Here is a 17,618-nt window from a genome sequence, read left to right as displayed (position 1 = left end):
AGGGGGAGTTATGATCAATATAGATGCTAATATCATAGCGGATATGAGGCGTTTTAATCGGTTCTATACGAATATACTAGGTGTTTTAGATAGACATGTGCTGGATAGCGGATATTCCTTTACTGAGGCCCGTGTCATTATAGAGATCGGGTTGATCGAGCCATGTATTGCGAATACTCTAGTCGAATCTCTTAAAATTGATCGCAGCTATATGAGTAGGATCATTGCAAAATTTTGCAAAGAGGGCTTTCTTGTTAAGGAAAATTCAACGTTGGATAATAGAACAAATCTGATTCGTTTGACTCCTAAAGGAAAAGTGTTCTACAACCAACTGAATGAAAGGTCTGATGAACAAATTCTAAAATTAGTTCAAGGACTTTCAGAAGAAGAGATTAAGGAATTACATGCTTCTATGTTGTTAATTCAGAAGAAATTGGATAATTTGGAGAGGATACAGAATGATACGATTTGAATGCGACTATACCGAAGGTGCTCATGAGCGCATATTAAAGCGACTACTGGAGACTAATGATGAACAAACTCCAGGTTATGGTGTCGACGATCATTGTGAAAAAGCCAGAGCATATATTAAAGAAGCATGTGACTCCCCAAATGCAGATGTACACTTTTTGGTTGGAGGTACACAGACCAATACCACCGTCATTTCTTCTATTCTGCGTCCGCATCAAGGCGTTGTTGCTGCAGTTTCTGGACATATTGCCGTACATGAGACCGGAGCGATTGAAGCTATTGGGCATAAAGTACTTACTTTGCCAAGTGATGATGGGAAAATCCGGGCCGAGCAGGTAAAGGAGCTATATGACGCTCACTGGAATGATGCCGCTCCTGAGCATAGTGTACAGCCCGGGATGGTTTATATTTCCCAACCTACTGAAAATGGAACAATTTATAGCAAATCAGAGCTGGAAGCATTAAGTAGAGTCTGTCAAGAGTGTGGTTTACCACTGTTTATAGATGGAGCCCGATTAGGTTATGGCTTGGTGGCCGAAGATAGCGACGTATCTTTAGCAGATATAGCAAAGCTATGCGATGTATTTTATATTGGCGGGACCAAAATTGGAGCCTTGATGGGAGAAGCAGTAGTCATTCTAAATGATACATTGAAAAAAGATTTTCGATATATGATCAAGCAAAAAGGAGGACTGCTGGCTAAGGGAAGAATGTTGGGCATTCAATTCGAAACTTTGTTTGAAGACGGTTTATACGTTGAAATTTCCAAACACGCTATAGATATGGCAATGCTACTTCAAAACGGATTATCTGAGCAAGGTTTTTCTTTTCAATACCGTTCTACAACTAATCAGCAGTTTCCGATTTTACCAGATCGTATACTAAAGACATTGAGTGAAAAATATACTTATTCCTTTTGGGAAAAGGTTGATGATGCACATAGTGCTGTTCGATTCTGTACCAGTTGGGCTACAAAGAAAGAGAATGTTGCAATGCTGATTCAGGATATTAAAGCATTGCGATAAGGCCATAGAAAGAGTAATTTATATAATTTTAAAGATGTAAAATGACTATGGAATAGCCATACTTTGTTGCATGTATTGCAGCGAAGTATGGTTTTTTTGTGCATTTTACTTATTCCAAAGCGGCTTGTCTTTAGTTCCATGAAAGAGCAAGTGGATATAAAAATGGAAAAACAAGACAAGAGCGGATGTATAAAGTCGGCGTCTAATTCTTTACACTGAATATCTACCGAACCTGCTTGCGGTACTGAAGAGGAGAGAGCCCGGTTATTTTTTTAAAGATTTTATTAAAGTGGGAAGCATGACCGAACCCGACATCCTCTGCAATATGCTGGATTTTGTCTTTGGTGGTTCGAAGTCTTGTTTGGGCCGCCCTGACCCTCACTACGCGGATGTATTCGCTGAAATGAAAACCAGTCAACTTTAGAAAGATACGGCTTAGGTAAGCTGGACTGATGAAGAAGCATGCGGCCACTTGTTCGAGAGTTAACGGTTCATTGTAATGATCCTGAATAAAAGAAGAAATTTCCGTGATTTTCTGATGCATGGGATGAGAGGAAACAGGTTCACTTCGCTCGATCGCTTCCGATCGGTGTACCAGGATAAGCATTTCCAGCAGTAAATGCTGTACACAACGGTCATGCAGAGGCTGCTTATTCCTGCATTCGGTATTCATCTGTAGGAATAAACGTTCAACCTCCACTTGCTCTCTCGCAGGTAAGCGAAGTAGCGAGGATTGCTGATACGGCGGCAGGTCAAGAATGTCATGATCCTGCTGTGGGAGAAACGTCGGAGAAAAATGAATCAAAATGCGCTCTGTTTCCTGCAATTGCGTACTGGCAGTAGAGTGCAAGTCATGAGGAAGGATGAATATCAGATCCCCCTTGCGAGCGGTGTATACCTTGCCATTCATAAAATAGATGCGTTCTCCTCGCAGTAAGAGATACAGCTCATAGTTCTCGTGGACATGAGGCCGGGGCATAACCGTGAAACCGGTACGATAGATGTGATGAATGGAGAATTGTTGTTCGCCAATGACATATTTATCTTCTTTCATTTCATTCATGTGCTTCTTCCTTTACAAATTAAGATAAGTAAGCGCATTCATATACCACCAGTATATATGACAACCTGCCAATGATAAAAGCAGAAAAGATTGATGAAAGGAGGTGAAGGCGCTTCTGAACGTCTCGGATCGTGTTTTTATAAAAATATGCGCTGATGTGGAAGAAAATCTTAGGGAGGAAACAGAATATGAGCAAGCAGCGTACATGGAAAAAGGTGCTATGTAATGTGGTTGTGGGTTCATTGTTGTTGACCTTGTGCCCACCACTAATCCAAGCGGAGACTGCGGTAGGAACAGAGAACGCAAAGGTGTCAAAAGTGGCGACGGATATTCCGGCTTTTCCAGGGGCTGAGGGTGGCGGTAAATATGTTACCGGTGGACGCGGAGGTGAAGTGTATGAGGTTACCACGCTGGCAGACTACGGCAAAGGGGAACAGATAATACCCGGATCTCTTCGTGCAGCGGTCAGCTCCGATAATCGGACGGTCGTATTCCGGGTGGGTGGAACGATTCATCTCAAGGAGCCACTTAAAATCTTGGGAAACAACCTGACGGTTGCGGGTCAGACAGCTCCTGGCGATGGTATAACTGTAAGCGATTACACAACAGGGATTGATGCAGATAACGTCATTCTCCGTTACCTGCGTTTCCGATTGACCGACCGTTACCCCAGTGAGGATGACGCATTAGGAGCCAGATACCATAAAAACATAATGATTGATCACTGTTCCTTTAGCTGGTCGGTGGATGAGGTACTGAGCCTGTATGACAATGTCAATACAACAGTACAATGGTCCATTGCGTCCGAAAGTATGCTAATGACCACGCATCAGAAAGGTCGCCACGGCTATGGCGGCATATGGGGTGGACGAAACTCCACCTATCATCATAATTTGTTGGCTCACAATGCAAGTCGTAATCCGCGTTTTCCAACCGATAAAAAACAAATCGACGCTGTGGAAATGACCAATAATGTCATTTATAACTGGGGATTTTTCTCTTCATACGGTGGCGGTGAAGGATCGTATAATGTGCTGAATAACTATTATAAGTATGGCCCCAACACATATGAGGACGTTCGCGGTCAAATTTTTGTAGACGTGGGTAGTAAAAAATATAAAACACGTATCTTTATTGGTGGTAACTACATGTACGGCAATGACTCGGTTACGAAAGACAACTGGCAGCTTGGAACATCCATTGGGTCAATTATTGATCCTTCCACCCGTTTGGCGGAGCCGATTGAAGTCAGAGGGGAATACGACAACGGAATTTCAACGGATGCGTATGGTCCATATCAAGCGACAGATGCACAAACCGCATATACGGAGGTGCTTGCCGGCTCAGGAGCCACGCTGCCTAGAAGAGATGCGGTGGACGCCCGAATTATGAATGATGTGAAGAATGGAACGGGTGCGTTTATTAACTCTCCGCGTGAAGCAGGGTGGATTTACGACGATTCTAACGTAACGACGACGGTGCTTTCTGACACTGACCATGATGGAATGCCGGATGAATGGGAACGTGCCCATGGGCTGGACCCCAATAATGCAGATGATCGTAACGGTCAATTGCTTGCCGGCACAGGGGCGTATGCTCATTTTGCCAAGGGTTATACCAATCTGGAGGTCTATTTAAATGATCTTATTGAGAAGCTGTCGAATGGAAATGAGGTGGATAATCCAGAGGCCGTCGTTCAGGTGTCGGATGCAAACGGACGTTCACTGAAGCATAACGATATTTTGGAAGCAGGCCGTGATGCGACCATAACAGGAACAGCCAAGGACAAAGATGGTATTGCTCATGTTGAATTTATCATTGACGGCAAACTTGTTGGTAAAGTAGAGACCGCGCCTTATCATCTCGATTGGAATCATGTAACAGACGGTACCCATAATATTATTGTACGGGTGACCGACCGCATTGGGACTGCTGCATTTTCCAATCCTGTTACCATTCACGTCAATACGACTGCGCCATCGGGAAGTTGGCTCAGCGAAGAGATTGGCTCTGAGGGCAACGATGGTTATATAAAAGGGCATACTCAGGTCTTAAAAGAAGATGCAAGCGGCAGCAGTATAAGACTGAAGTCAGCGGGAGACGTTGACGGTAAGGCAGATATTTTCCATTATGCTTATCAAAAATGGGAAGGTGACACTGAAATTACAGCCCGTGTGGAACAAATTACCCCGGTGGATGATAATGCCGAAGCGGGTGTAATGATTCGTGAATCGCTGAAGTCTGGATCAAAAATGGCTTTTATGTCTTTAGCATTTGTTAAATATGGCAAACAGGGTATTCTTATTAGTCGTGATCAAACGGATGCCAAGACGAAACGTGCGTCAATGGAGACTTTTATTGCAACGCCATATTCGGTTCGTCTGGTACGACAAGGGCAAAAGGTTACCGGCTGGGTATCCGCAGATGGTGTGACGAACTGGGAGAAGGTTGGTGAAACTGTTATAGATGTGCCGGATAATCAGCCGCTATTGTTCGGGTTGGCCACCGATGCATCCAAACAACAAAACGATGTATGGAATTACAATACGTCGGAATTCAGCAATGTCACCATCCGCAACCTGACAGACTCAGGAGGAACTCATCCCACTAGTGTGGTGGTAGCGACCTATGGCCCTGCTGACTTTACATCTCTCCAGGCAGCGATTGACGCAGTCCCTGACGACAGAAACACAAGGACAGTTATCCATCTCAAAAACGGTACGTATCGTGAAAAAATAAAGGTGAATTCCTCCAAAAAAAATCTGAGTATTATCGGAGAAGATCGCGACAAAACGATCATTGCTTTTGATGATACGGCCAAAACGGTGGTGGACGGAAAAGAATTAGGAACAAGCAACAGCTATACAATGCGTGTGCAAAGTCCCGATTTTGTGTTGGAGAATGTCACGGTTGCCAATACAGAAGGAACCGGGCAGGTGCAGGCTGTAGCGTTATATGCCGAAGGCGATCGTGGTAAGTATCACAATGTCAAAATTACCGGCCTACAGGATACGTTGCTTGTGAACCGTGGCAGACAGTATTTCAAGGACAGCTACATCAGTGGTAGTGTAGATTTTATATTTGGCAATGCACCTGCCGTGTTTGATAATTCGATCATACACAGCCTGCGTGCTGGATATGTGACAGCAGCTTCAACAGAAGAGAACAAGCCGGGCTTTGTATTTATTCAATGTCGTCTGACAACAGAAAATGGCTTGACAGGCAAGGTGGATCTCGGACGGCCATGGCGCCCTTATGCTCATGTTACTTTTTTGAAGACCTATATGGATGACCATATCAAGCCGAGCGGCTGGAACAATTGGGGCAAGGAATCCAATGAGCAGACCGCAAGATTTGGAGAGTTTGACAACTTTGGACCAGGTGCAGGAAGTAGCGGGCGTGTACCTTGGGCCAAACAGCTTACCGCCGATGAAGCAAGCCAGTACACCGTTGAAGCTGTTCTGAGCGGGACAGATCATTGGGATTGGCGTCTTTAAATTTGATATTCAGTGGTTAAGCGGGGCAAGCGCTTTTAGCGTTCAGCCTCGCTTATTTCTATAGTTTGAGTAGAGTATACATACTTAATTTTTCGGCATTGAAAAAACTTGTTTATGTGGTAAATATTCGCTATGTTAAAAGTGCATTTATTTCAAATTGTAATTTATTATTGATTTGGAGGTGTAAGGTATGGCACGTGTATTAGTAGTGATCACGCCTGCTGAAGGCCATGTTAATCCGACACTAGGATTAGTAAAAAGGTTGGTAGACAGTGGGGAGAAAGTTGACTACGTGTGTACGGAAGAATATCGTACGAGAATTCAACAGACAGGAGCACAGATGATCACCTACCCTTTTGTTGATGATGCTTTTTCTAAAGACTCTGATTTAAAGCCAGCAGAATACAAACATCATTATCAATTTGTGTACATGATGGTAAAAGGTATGATTCTTCCGATTATTCCAGAGGTTTTGAGAGTTATTGAAAACAGAACCTATGATTATTTAATCTATGATTCTTTGATGGGCTGGGGAGGCACGATTATTGCTGAGAAGCTAGGAATCCCTGCTGTGTGCTCTATCGCTTCTTTTGCTTTCGTAGAGCCATTGGGATCGGGGCAAGGCATGAATGACAATGATCCGGAGGTAAAGAAGTTGTACACGGCTACGATGCAAATAACGCATCAACTAGCTAATGAGCTTCAGGTTGAAGCTCCAGCTATAGAAAAGATTGCTCCTCATGGCGGACACTTAAGAATCGTTTATACAAGCCGCTATTTTCAACCGCAAGCTGAAAAACTGGATCACAGTTTTATTTTTACAGGTCCTTCTATTGTACCGCGTAAAGATGCTCCATCTTTCCCGTTCGAACAACTTCGTGTTCTGCATCCACAGGCGGTTTACATTTCGATGGGTACTATTTTGAATAAAGACTTGGAATTTTATAAGCTTTGTTTTGCAGCATTTCGTGATTTGCCTGTGCAGTTTGTGCTGTCTTCAGGCAATTATACAGACATGGAGCCATTGGCCCCATGTATCCCTGACAATTTTATAATCAAGCCTTATATTCCGCAATTGGAAATGCTTCAGCATGTGGACGCTTTTGTTACACATGCGGGGATGAACAGTACAAGTGAAGCTTTATATTACAATGTACCGCAGGTCATGATTCCTTTAACATCGGATCAGCCGATCGTAGCCAGTCGGGTGCAGGAACTGGGAGCGGGTGTTGTTGTGGATAAAAATAAGCTTACACCCGCTAGTTTGAGAGCAGCCTTATTAGAGGTATTGAGTCATCCAACCTATAAAGAACAGGCTCATGTGATCGGCGAATCATTACGCCAGGCTGGTGGGTACAGACATGCGGCAGATACAATTATGAGTCATTTCTCCACCATAGAAAAATAAGCGCAGTCTATATACTGTGATTCCTTTCTTTTAAAGCAGCAGATTTTTCAAACTCTAATTTCTTCGAAATTGCCAGGAGACTCAGGGAGCAGATGATTAGGGCCAAACATACCCAATAGGTGTTTCGGTAACCCATCCATTGAGCGGTTAATCCGCCCATCAAGCTCCCCACGAGTCTTCCGATAGTTGTCGCATTGGAATATAGCGTCGAAGCGTACCCTGGAAGAGAGGGCAACAAATCCTGCATGTAACTAATGCCAATGGCAGAAATCACTGCAACAAAGAAGGCTAGAAGAAGTTGCCCCACGAATAGCTGCCACATCTCCGTAGACATAAGGACAAGGATATAATAGACAACTCCTGTTAATGCCCCTAAAAATACAAGCAAACGGTTGGAGTATTTAGCTGCTAGTACGCCTAGCATAAGCATCAAAGGTATTTCTAAAATGGCGCAAATACTGGATACTAGAGCAACGTCACTCGTGTCACCTTTTAAATTGTGAATGATGAACAAGGAAATATTTAAACTGTTCATCCAGTGAGACGTATAGAGCAGAGTAAGAACTAAAAAGGGAATCAGAATCTCAATATTTTTATGTAATGTAATGTGATGAAGTGAAAGTTGATTCTTATGTTTAAGCTGAGCGGGAGGCTGCTGGATAAAAAAGAATAAAAGAACAGCAATGAGAACAAAAATAGAGGTCGTTCCCATAAAGATACCTTTAAAGCCCGTATGTGCAATCAAAAAGGAACCAAAAAGCGGCCCGGTAATAAAGCCGAGAGAAAACATAGACCGAAGCGTTGAATTAGCAAAGGCGTGATCCGCAGATTTACTGCGATCTACTGCTTCACGTGCACTGGCAAATAACTGCGGCATCCCAGGAGCACCAATGGCCGTAAAGATCGTCATATAAACAAAAAGTACATAAAAATTTTGGATTACAAGATATCCTGCAAAGGCTATGGCATTAAATAACGTACAAATCACCAAAATTTGTTTGCGATCTAATCCGGTATCAGAACGTTTGGCAATCAGAGAGCTTATCCATATGCCACAAATCAAAGTCACCGCTGTAAACACACCAAAGGTTCCCACAGATACGCCAAGTGTACTTGTAAAATATACAGCTAAAAAAGGTGCGCTGATGGATATAGCCATGCCTTGCAATAACATGCAGATCATGAACAATGGGTAGTTAGGGATAACAAAAAGATTCTGAATACGCTTTAGCATTTCATTTTTACACTCCTTCCGAATACATACCTATCCAAACCAAACTATATATGACTTTAGCATAATTTGTATATTCACATGGTGTAAAATATTATATATTATTTTTCGCTTTGATGAGCAGGACAATATACAGGCAAAGATACTGTAACAGGCTAAGCGTCAAACTCTCCACACCTTCAACTACTAACCTAGCTATGAGATCATGAGATTAACCTGACTGTTCCGCTGTCTTCCAGTAGTCATGATCGTGGGCAAGACAGTAAAGAACAATGTCTATTCGTTCCTGATGATTGGTAGACCGCCCCTTGCTCATAGCTTTCGCTTCCCCATTCCGTACAACTCATAGCGATGTCGCCATTTCACTCAGGTGGTAACGCTGATGTTATGTTTTTTGGCTACTTCCACACGGCTGCTCTGTCCTGCTTTTAACTCCTGTATGATGGCTAGTTTCTCAATCGCATTGTATGCGTTCTTCTTAGACAAAGGAAAACTCCCCTTCAAGTAGCGGTTTATTTATTAAACCTGCCTACTTGAAGGGGAGCATATCAAAATCGGTAGCCTGTTCCGTAATTTATAATAGCGAGGTTACGAACTTCACCTCCGGAAAGCGGCTATCCGGTCCTTTCATTAAGATACCGCCTTGATTTTTCAGATACCTATCGAAGAAATCCAGCATATAGGCATTGATAACGGAGTTCGCTCTTTCGGGCGCAATCTTTCCTGTAATGCCCAGCATTTCGAAAATCGGAGAAATAAACTGTACGTCGGCAAAATTCAAGTGCTCCGTATTTTCGATATAGAGGACTTGTCCCCCTTCGTTGACCGCTTCGCGCATCCGTTCAAGCTCCAACTTTTTATCTTCCGTTACTTGATCCTCCCACTCTCTTGTTGAGCCCATACGGTTAAGCTCTGCATCCGTGTAGACCCGGTTATCCATCACCATTTTTAATTTTTCGAAATAGCTTTCCGAGTTGATGAACAAAAACGGCTTTCGCAGACCGTCTCTGTCACGCAGTCGATAAAGCCCTCCATCAAGGTCTATTCCAACCGTGACTCGCGGATCGTAAGAAGCGTCATAGGCCGTCGCTCCGCCGATGGAATGACCGAACACCCCGACATGACCGAGATCAATCCTCCCTTTTAGATGACTTGTAATCTGCCCCGATTGGATGAGCTCGAATTGGTCCAGCGCAAACGCCACATCGCCGGTTAAAACTTTTCCCAACTTGTCGCGATTTCCTCTACTCGTCTGGTAATCATGGGCGGGCGAGAATAAGTCGTTGGTTGTGCTGGTCGTGATTCGCCCGTCCGGAAACTCGGTTGCAAATGTATTGTAGGTGTGGTCGATCACTGCCACGATATATCCATGACTCGCGAGATTTTCGGCTTGCGACGTGTGGAGCAACCTGGAAGAGCCATTGCCGGGATTCGCAAGGATCAGCGGGTATGAAGTCTGTGCCGAAGAGACTTCGGCCCCCGAATAAGCATGACTAGATACGTACTTCAGGTGTTGAAAAGTAAACTCAGGAAGGCCATAGTCCGCGGCCATATAACGTAAAATCTGGGTATCGGGAATAAAGGGAGCGTACTTGTCGGTGCCAGCTTGAGCCGGATACCATACCTGAACCATCAATTCCCTTTTGCCTGTCGCGGTTTTGCCAAATGTCTCCTCCCGGCTTGGATCGATGAAATGAAAGACTTGCGTGCCTACCTTCAACTCGCCGGTTGGCGCCGGAAAGTCGAATACGGGAAACACATAGAGGAAGCACGCCGTTGCGATTAGCCCAATCACGATAAAAAGGCGGCCCAGCACCCGCACCCTACGGATTCGCGAGGCAGTCCGAACGACTTTCAGCGTTATGAAAACGTCTATAAGCGAGAGCATAAGCATCAGGATCGTAAATCCGTATAAAAATAAAAGCTGAACCCTGTATCCTTCGACAAGCAAATGTATCACTAAAAAAATGGAGCCTGCTCCGCTTGTCAGGAGCAAAGCGGGTCTTCGGATACGTTGATTGATAATGAACAGGAGTGCCAACAAACAAGCACTTGAAAAGAATAGCAGCATTTCAAAAAACCTCACGCCAACTCCCCCTTAAAAATAATCCTATCAATGGATTAGTATAGAGGAGCAGCTAGGTTGATACCATTGATCTAGATGACAATTGCCTAACACTCTTGTAAGGTTGCGCGACGATGGCGCAGAAAACGGCATGTAATGTACTGATTCCTGCCTTTCGGCCGGGGTCCGGAAAGGAATGTCCCATCCGCCGCATGTCATGGCCAACGGATGTTGACAGGTGGGGGGCTATTTGACGCTTAACGTAACAGGAGTGGGATGTAGATATGTATGTGGAATTATCCTGTAGGATTTGCCTTAAAGGCTGAACCGATCTACGAACTGCTTGATCAGTTCATTCAATAATCCGGCGGCCTTCGTAGGAAGGCGATGATCAGCTTTCTTAAGGAAAACCAGCTCACTATTTGGTAATTGTTGATGCAATATTTTGGCATAGGGATGAAAGTGCTTATCTTTTTCACCATAAACGAGCAGGACAGGGAGATGGATTTCCCCGAGCCGTGAGGTGCAGTTGTACTTCAAGCTGTATCGATAATATTGTTCGACATTCCTGGGATTTCCCTGCTTCGCATCGTTGAATAACTTACGGAATAAAGATAGCTGTTTCGTTTGTGACCAAGCATTAGAAAGGGCAATCGTACCGATTGTGCCGATTTTGGAAAGAGCAATGCCCAAAGAAATTTTATTTCTTAGTCGCCATTCGTTTACTTCCGACATTCCACTGATAACAATGCCTCCCCATGCCCGATCTGGATAAGTCAAGAGGAATTCAAGTACTATCGAGCCCCCGGTAGAATATCCACACAGAAATACTTTATCAAGGCTCATCCGGTCCATCAAATGTTTAATATCCAGGGCGATGAGAGGGTAAGTAACCGTTTGCTGGGAAGGCTGACTTTTACCGTGTCCTCTAATATCAAAAGCTATAGTTCGAAAATGGGGCGAGAGTCCTTGGATTTGGTATGTGAAATTTAAGCTTGTGAGTACTGGAGGGTGAATGAATAGGATGGCGAACCCTTTTCCGGAATCAATATAATGCATCGAATATCCGTTTATGCTTGTGGTAGTCATCGTTATATTCCTCTCCCTTTGAAGAATTTGGTTTTACTGAAAAAAATAACTCGTGATATAAAAAACATTTTCGGAATCGTTTTATGACTCTACAATCATAATTCTGATCTCTAAACAATCGAATATATTCTTTTTCATTACGAATATACTCCCCGTTGTCGTACCATTTCATAAACCAGTTACATAGCGGTTTTTTCTTGGATAAACATGGTTCCATAACGACAATGGTTCCGTTAGGCTTTAGAATTCTTTGAAATTCCTTCATGTAACTTGATATTTCATCCGAAGAAATGTGGTGTAATACAGCGATAATAAGTATGTAGTCGAACGACTCATTATTAAATGGGAGCTTCTTACTATTTAAAACTTGAAATGCATGGTGGCTATATAATCGCTTTGCATAACCAATTCGTTGGGTGTCAGGATCAATCCCAACATAATACAATGGGTGAAACATGGAGCAATTTGCTCCAGTGCCGCAGCCAAAATCCAGTACAGTTTGTCCATCAAAAGAAAAATGAGAATGTACATAATCATGGATATATTTTTTAGTAAACCATTTCGGACGGACAAACCAATGATAAAGTCTAGGTGAGAACGGAATGTTAATGGGAATTCACCATCTTTCTAATTATTCGAGTCACTAGAGATAATTTGGCCTATTAGATCAAAAAAATTCATTTCGGAATAATTTTTTTTAGTGTAAGCAAAAATAAAAAAATCAAGGGAAAGTGTTTTTCAAAGAAGGGGATACACAAATGGGAATAAAGTATAAAATCGCGATTGTACTAGTGCTAAGTTTAAGTTTACTACTCGTCGGTTGCAGGGCGGACTCCATTCAACAGCTAAATCAACAAAGCATCAAGTCCCATATCCCAGTGAATAATAAGGCCAAACCGGTCATATTCATCATGATTGATTCTTTAATGGATAAGCCTTTGCAAGATGCGATTCAAGCAGGCCGAGCTCCGGCAATGCAATATCTCCTTAATCAAGGGCAATATTTCCCGCATGTAGTGAGTTCATTTCCCACGATGTCTGTGACAATCGACAGTACATTATTAACGGGAACGTATGCAGACCAACATCATGTGCCTGGACTCGTTTGGTACAGCGACCAAAAGAAACGCATGATTCTCTACGGCAATGGTGCCAAAGAAGCCTTGAAGATAGATCAAATGCAAGTATTTATGGATGCTATTTATCAGTTAAATCAAGTTCATTTGAACAAAAAAACAAAAACAATTCACGAAGAGCTGGCCGACAAAGGAAAAGAATCGGCATCAATCAACGCTATTGTTTTTAGAGGAAGAACGGAACATGACTTAAAAGTACCTCGCTTTATAACGAACAGCAATCGTGTGCCAGAACAATTGAGAATAACAGGACCTAAATGGTTTTCTTATGCAACTTTTGCACAACTGGATCCAAAGAATAGCTGGAATACTCCTCCGTGGAAAAAATTCGGGATGAACGACGAGTTTTCCGCAAAAGATACCGCTTTTCTAATAAGTCAGAAGAAACTCCCAGACGTAACCATCACATACTTTCCAGAGAATGATAATTTGGCGCATAGAAAGGGCCCGACTCAACTGGAGGGAATCGAAAAAGCGGATCAAGCACTGCAAACTGTGTTGAATGCATATGGTTCGTGGGAACAGGCTGTAAACAATGCGACATGGATTGTCATGGGTGACAGTGCGCAAAGCGCTATTTATAATGATCGACAGGTAGCAACGGTTGATTTAAAGTCGCTTTTGAATCATTACCGCATTGCAAAATTAAATCAACCCGTAAGAAACGATGACCAAATCGTGATTTCTGCTAATGAACGGATGGCTTATATCTATGCCATAAACGATGATGTGGAGTTATCCAATGTGGTGAAGTTTTTACAAAATGAGGACAAGCTCGACATTATCGCTATGAAAGATGGTAAAAACAATATTCATGTTACAAGGGGGAAAAAGGGTAAGCTGTTTTCTTATCATCCTGGTGGAAAATACATCGATGAATATGGACAATCGTGGACATTGTCGGGCGAAGAAGAACTTGTGGATATTACGATAAATAACAACCGGATCAAATATGGAAAATATCCAGACGTTTTGGCGAGGCTGCACGGGGCAATGTATTCACATGAAGGAAGATATATTGTCGTCACGGTACAACCCGGATATGAACTCGTCGGTGAAAGTTCTCCCACCCACATCGGTGGAGGTGCTCATGGTTCGTTGCATGAAAAAGATTCCCTTGTCCCATTAATTATTTCCGGAACGAATACACGCCCCAAAACACTGCGAATCGTTGATATAAAAGACTGGATTATGCAATTGGTGAATGGATAAGTATTATTGTTCTTGATATTAAAAACGTACCCCATTAGTATATAAGCATACAGTTATATAAACGAAAGGAGGTTACACATTGGAGCAACTTGGTTATATAGCCGATCATTTAAAGCTATTGGGCGATAAAACTCGGCTGGCCATGCTTTCCCTGCTAAGAGAAAGAGAATGGTGTGTTTGCGAATTTGTAGATATCTTTGATATGTCGCAGCCAGCAATTAGCCAACATTTGAGAAAATTAAAGTCGCAAGGAATTGTAAAAGAAGAACGACGAAGTCAGTGGGTATACTATTCCTTAAATGTAGACGACAAGCCGCATATTCAAGCCGTTCTTGAGCGTATGCCAGACTCCAAGCAGATTTTAAAATGGCTGAATAAAGAGGAGCCGATAGCATCTTGTGCACCGGATTCATCGGCTTGCTGCTCATCCTAAAGGCTGTTCCGTTTATCTCCTTGGGGGATAGACGGTGTTTTTAACATAATTATATGTTTATAAGGTAATGTGATGGAGGTTTAAAACATTGATTTTGTTGGCATGCATTATATTTTTAGCCACTTTAGTGTTGGTGATCTGGCAGCCTAGAAATCTGTCTATCGGCTGGTCTGCCTGCGGCGGTGCCATACTCGCCTTGCTGGTGGGTGTCGTCGATTTACATGATGTTTGGGAAGTTACTCATATTGTCTGGAATGCGACACTGGCTTTTGTAGCCATTATTCTGATTTCATTGGTGCTTGATAAAATCGGCTTCTTCGAATGGGCGGCGCTTCACATGGCACGAGCTGCACGAGGAAGCGGAACCCGGATGTTTGTTTATGTGACCCTTCTTGGCGCCGTTGTTGCTGCTTTTTTTGCGAATGACGGTGCCGCCTTAATACTGACACCGATTGTACTGGCGATGGTTCGGGCACTTAAATTGGATGAGAAAATGATTTTTCCTTTTATCATAGCGAGCGGTTTTATTTCAGACACGACGTCGCTTCCGCTTGTGGTCAGCAATTTGGTCAACATTGTGTCAGCCGATTTCTTTGGGATCACCTTTATGGAATATGCGAGTCGCATGATTGTACCTAATTTATTTTCTTTAGCAGCCAGTATAGGAGTACTGTATCTTTTTTTCCGCAAAAGAATTCCGAAAACGTTTGATACGGCACAATTAATCACGCCTGCGGCAGCGATTAAAGATCCAAAAATGTTCCGTATGTCTTGGATCGTTCTCGCGGTTTTGTTCGTTGGCTACTTTGCATGCGAATTTTTTAACATTCCCGTTTCGGTGGTGGCCGGTATTATTGCTATCTTTTTCTTATTGATAGCGCGTAGAAGCCCTGCAGTGCCGATGAAAGAAGTCATTAAGGGCGCTCCATGGGCCATCGTATTTTTCTCTATCGGAATGTATGTTGTGGTGTATGGTCTACGTAATGCCGGTTTGACGGATCTGCTGGCCCATGTGATTCAAGCGGCTGCCGATCAAGGTATGTTTGTGGCCACCATGGGCATGGGTTTTATTGCGGCGATTATCTCGTCGGTCATGAATAACATGCCTACGGTCATGATTAATGCGCTTGCCATTGATGCCACCCATACAACCGGTATGGTCAAAGAGGCGTTGATTTATGCTAACGTCATTGGTTCTGATCTGGGGCCGAAAATAACTCCGATCGGTTCATTAGCCACGTTGTTGTGGCTGCATGTGCTTCGATCGAAAAACGTGAAAATTTCTTGGGGAACTTATTTTAAGACAGGCATTGTCTTAACCATTCCTACACTTTTTATAACCCTACTGGGCTTATATCTATGGTTAATCATTTCATAATTGAACATTGAAGGAGACGGTAATGATGGAAAAGAAGACAATTTACTTTTTATGCACTGGTAATTCTTGTCGCAGTCAAATGGCAGAAGGCTGGGCCAAAAAATACTTGGGAGACCGTTGGAATGTATACAGTGCGGGCATTGAGGCACACGGCCTTAACCCTAAAGCGGTGCAAGCGATGAATGAAATAGGGATCGATATCTCCGGTCAAACTTCAGATATTATAGATCCTGCTTTGCTGAACAGCGCGGATTTGGTTGTGACCTTGTGCGGAGATGCTGCAGATAAATGTCCTATCACACCTCCGCACGTTCGTCGTGAACATTGGGGATTTGATGATCCGGCTAAAGCACAAGGAACAGAAGAAGAGAAATGGAGCGTGTTCCAGCGTGTACGGGATGAAGTCGGGGCTCGTATTCGGAAATTTGCGGAGACTGGTGAATAAACAAGGTGCACAGCTATAGTATTTCAAACAAGCACGCCTCCTTAAAGAGGTGGTGCTTGTTTGGCGTTTTTTTCCTTCGCAGAATACTCTTCCAGCACCTTTGTTTTATCTCCATAGATCCTATCCAAATGATCTTCTCCCCATAAGCAAAAACGATCAAGCAGATCTTTAAAATCCCATCCATATTCACTAAGCTCGTACTCCACTTTGGGTGGAACCTGGTTATAAATGATGCGGTGGATGATTCCATCCTTTTCAAGCTCTCTAAGCTGTTGGGTTAGCACTTTTTGGGTGATTTTCGGAATGAGTTGGCGAAGTTCGTATGTACGTTTTCTGCCGCTGGTTAAATGATGTAGGATGATGCCTTTCCACTTTCCACTGATGACCTCCAAAGTTGCCTCGATCCCGAGCATATAGGTTTTGGCTTTGTCTTCCATAGACTTTCCCCCTCTCCGATCTGTAGTACAAAAGGCACTAAGGAACCTTAAAGTACCTACAGTACATTGAAGTGCGTACTTCACACTCTAATGTATAACATCCATAATAGCATCTGTAGACAGGGTTCAACAATTATGAGAAGAAAGAAGGTTACGGATACATGAAAGTTCTATTGGTCGTCACGCATCCTAGAGAAGATTCACTTACCCTTGCGGTCATGAATCGTTTTGTAGAGGGATTGAAAGAGAATAAGCACGAGGTAGATATTTTGGACTTGGATCGGGATGGATACAATCCGGTGTACAGCGCTGCAGATGAGCTGGATTGGAATACGACCCATAAACAATATGCTCCTGAAACGCGGAAAGAGATGGATAGAATTGCAGCTGCGGATGCTCTGGTCTTTGTGTTTCCACTATGGTGGTACAGTGTTCCCTCCATGCTAAAAGGGTACCTGGATAAAGTCTGGAACAAAGGTTTACTTCAGGAATTTACGACGAAGCAGGTGTTGTGGATGTGCTTGGCGGGAGGGACGAAAGAACATCTGATCAAGTATGAATATCACGATTTGGTTACTAATTATTTAAATAAAGCCATTGCTGGTTACGCAAGAGTAAGAGAATCCAAGGTGGAGTTCTTCTATGATACTTTATCCGAGTCGAAAGAATACATTGCAGGTTTACTGGAGCACGCTTATCAATTAGGTCGGGCATATAAGTAAATTTTA

Annotated in this window: 15 protein-coding genes; 9 read left to right on the top strand and 6 right to left on the bottom strand. The window is 43.1% G+C overall.

Annotated elements, in window-relative coordinates:
• Window positions 1-10: 10 nt before the first annotated feature.
• Complete coding sequence (locus tag ACYCSE_RS05655; protein WP_069290461.1) at window positions 11-472, top strand: MarR family winged helix-turn-helix transcriptional regulator; 462 nt, start codon at window positions 11-13, stop codon at window positions 470-472.
• Window positions 459-1,496, top strand: coding sequence for a threonine aldolase family protein (locus ACYCSE_RS05650; protein WP_250266734.1), 1,038 nt, complete (start codon window positions 459-461; stop codon window positions 1,494-1,496). Before ACYCSE_RS05655 ends, ACYCSE_RS05650 begins: the two co-directional genes overlap by 14 nt.
• 223 nt (window positions 1,497-1,719) lie before the next feature.
• Here ACYCSE_RS05650 and ACYCSE_RS05645 read toward each other — a convergent pair whose 3' ends face one another.
• Window positions 1,720-2,559, bottom strand: coding sequence for a helix-turn-helix transcriptional regulator (locus ACYCSE_RS05645; protein WP_165179265.1), 840 nt, complete (start codon window positions 2,557-2,559; stop codon window positions 1,720-1,722).
• Between the two features lie 188 nt (window positions 2,560-2,747).
• On the opposite strand from ACYCSE_RS05645, the gene ACYCSE_RS05640 reads away from it, so the two are divergent.
• Entirely contained in the window at window positions 2,748-6,056 is a 3,309-nt protein-coding gene (locus ACYCSE_RS05640) for a pectinesterase family protein (RefSeq protein ID WP_459701815.1), read from the top strand.
• Between the two features lie 190 nt (window positions 6,057-6,246).
• Window positions 6,247-7,464 carry a macrolide family glycosyltransferase gene (locus ACYCSE_RS05635; RefSeq protein WP_459701814.1) on the top strand — a complete coding sequence of 406 codons (1,218 nt, stop codon included), beginning with the start codon at window positions 6,247-6,249 and terminating at the stop codon, window positions 7,462-7,464.
• Between the two features lie 7 nt (window positions 7,465-7,471).
• On the opposite strand, the gene ACYCSE_RS05630 is transcribed toward ACYCSE_RS05635, so the two are convergent.
• The 4 genes from ACYCSE_RS05630 to ACYCSE_RS05615 form a co-directional block, all read right to left on the bottom strand.
• Window positions 7,472-8,698, bottom strand: coding sequence for a sugar efflux transporter (locus tag ACYCSE_RS05630; RefSeq protein ID WP_459701813.1), 1,227 nt, complete (start codon window positions 8,696-8,698; stop codon window positions 7,472-7,474).
• A gap of 571 nt (window positions 8,699-9,269) precedes the next feature.
• Window positions 9,270-10,781, bottom strand: a complete 1,512-nt coding sequence (locus ACYCSE_RS05625; RefSeq protein ID WP_459701812.1) for an alpha/beta hydrolase family protein — start codon at window positions 10,779-10,781, stop codon at window positions 9,270-9,272.
• Between the two features lie 294 nt (window positions 10,782-11,075).
• The gene (locus ACYCSE_RS05620) at window positions 11,076-11,849 is read right to left on the bottom strand and encodes an alpha/beta fold hydrolase (protein ID WP_459701811.1); all 774 of its coding nucleotides are present in this window, start codon (window positions 11,847-11,849) and stop codon (window positions 11,076-11,078) included.
• Window positions 11,806-12,390, bottom strand: coding sequence for a class I SAM-dependent methyltransferase (locus ACYCSE_RS05615; RefSeq protein ID WP_459702483.1), 585 nt, complete (start codon window positions 12,388-12,390; stop codon window positions 11,806-11,808). Before ACYCSE_RS05615 ends, ACYCSE_RS05620 begins: the two co-directional genes overlap by 44 nt.
• Window positions 12,391-12,607: 217 nt before the next feature.
• Here ACYCSE_RS05615 and ACYCSE_RS05610 point away from each other — a divergent pair, with 217 nt between their 5' ends.
• The 4 genes from ACYCSE_RS05610 to arsC all read left to right on the top strand — a co-directional run bounded on the left by ACYCSE_RS05610 (window position 12,608) and on the right by arsC (window position 16,453).
• Window positions 12,608-14,197, top strand: a complete 1,590-nt coding sequence (locus ACYCSE_RS05610; protein WP_459701810.1) for an alkaline phosphatase family protein — start codon at window positions 12,608-12,610, stop codon at window positions 14,195-14,197.
• 79 nt (window positions 14,198-14,276) lie between these two features.
• Window positions 14,277-14,630, top strand: a complete 354-nt coding sequence (locus ACYCSE_RS05605; protein ID WP_061828949.1) for an ArsR/SmtB family transcription factor — start codon at window positions 14,277-14,279, stop codon at window positions 14,628-14,630.
• Between the two features lie 88 nt (window positions 14,631-14,718).
• A complete protein-coding gene (locus ACYCSE_RS05600; protein ID WP_061828948.1) occupies window positions 14,719-16,008 on the top strand; it encodes an arsenical efflux pump membrane protein ArsB in 1,290 nt (429 codons plus the stop codon).
• A 25-nt stretch (window positions 16,009-16,033) separates the two neighbouring features.
• Window positions 16,034-16,453, top strand: coding sequence for an arsenate reductase (thioredoxin) (gene arsC / locus ACYCSE_RS05595; protein ID WP_061828947.1), 420 nt, complete (start codon window positions 16,034-16,036; stop codon window positions 16,451-16,453).
• A gap of 41 nt (window positions 16,454-16,494) precedes the next feature.
• Here the strand turns inward: arsC and ACYCSE_RS05590 are convergent, their stop codons facing one another.
• Window positions 16,495-16,890, bottom strand: coding sequence for a winged helix-turn-helix transcriptional regulator (locus tag ACYCSE_RS05590; protein ID WP_061828946.1), 396 nt, complete (start codon window positions 16,888-16,890; stop codon window positions 16,495-16,497).
• 161 nt (window positions 16,891-17,051) lie between these two features.
• Here ACYCSE_RS05590 and ACYCSE_RS05585 point away from each other — a divergent pair, with 161 nt between their 5' ends.
• Window positions 17,052-17,612 (top strand): NAD(P)H oxidoreductase, encoded by a 561-nt coding sequence (locus tag ACYCSE_RS05585; RefSeq protein WP_165179273.1) that lies wholly within the window; start codon window positions 17,052-17,054, stop codon window positions 17,610-17,612.
• The last annotated feature ends 6 nt before the right edge of the window (window positions 17,613-17,618 follow it).

The sequence above is a fragment of the Paenibacillus sp. SEL1 genome, from assembly GCF_054602535.1.
This window is presented reverse-complemented; position numbering and strand designations above follow the sequence as displayed.

What these genes read in the sequence shown, in the direction of transcription:
- ACYCSE_RS05655 (WP_069290461.1), top strand. Translation starts at nt 11, where the DNA reads ATGATCAATATAGATGCTAATATCATAGCGGATATGAGGCGTTTTAAT.
- ACYCSE_RS05650 (WP_250266734.1), top strand. Translation starts at nt 459, where the DNA reads ATGATACGATTTGAATGCGACTATACCGAAGGTGCTCATGAGCGCATA.
- ACYCSE_RS05645 (WP_165179265.1), bottom strand. Translation starts at nt 2,559, where the DNA reads ATGAATGAAATGAAAGAAGATAAATATGTCATTGGCGAACAACAATTC.
- ACYCSE_RS05640 (WP_459701815.1), top strand. Translation starts at nt 2,748, where the DNA reads ATGAGCAAGCAGCGTACATGGAAAAAGGTGCTATGTAATGTGGTTGTG.
- ACYCSE_RS05635 (WP_459701814.1), top strand. Translation starts at nt 6,247, where the DNA reads ATGGCACGTGTATTAGTAGTGATCACGCCTGCTGAAGGCCATGTTAAT.
- ACYCSE_RS05630 (WP_459701813.1), bottom strand. Translation starts at nt 8,698, where the DNA reads ATGCTAAAGCGTATTCAGAATCTTTTTGTTATCCCTAACTACCCATTG.
- ACYCSE_RS05620 (WP_459701811.1), bottom strand. Translation starts at nt 11,849, where the DNA reads ATGACTACCACAAGCATAAACGGATATTCGATGCATTATATTGATTCC.
- ACYCSE_RS05610 (WP_459701810.1), top strand. Translation starts at nt 12,608, where the DNA reads ATGGGAATAAAGTATAAAATCGCGATTGTACTAGTGCTAAGTTTAAGT.
- arsC (WP_061828947.1), top strand. Translation starts at nt 16,034, where the DNA reads ATGGAAAAGAAGACAATTTACTTTTTATGCACTGGTAATTCTTGTCGC.
- ACYCSE_RS05590 (WP_061828946.1), bottom strand. Translation starts at nt 16,890, where the DNA reads ATGGAAGACAAAGCCAAAACCTATATGCTCGGGATCGAGGCAACTTTG.
- ACYCSE_RS05585 (WP_165179273.1), top strand. Translation starts at nt 17,052, where the DNA reads ATGAAAGTTCTATTGGTCGTCACGCATCCTAGAGAAGATTCACTTACC.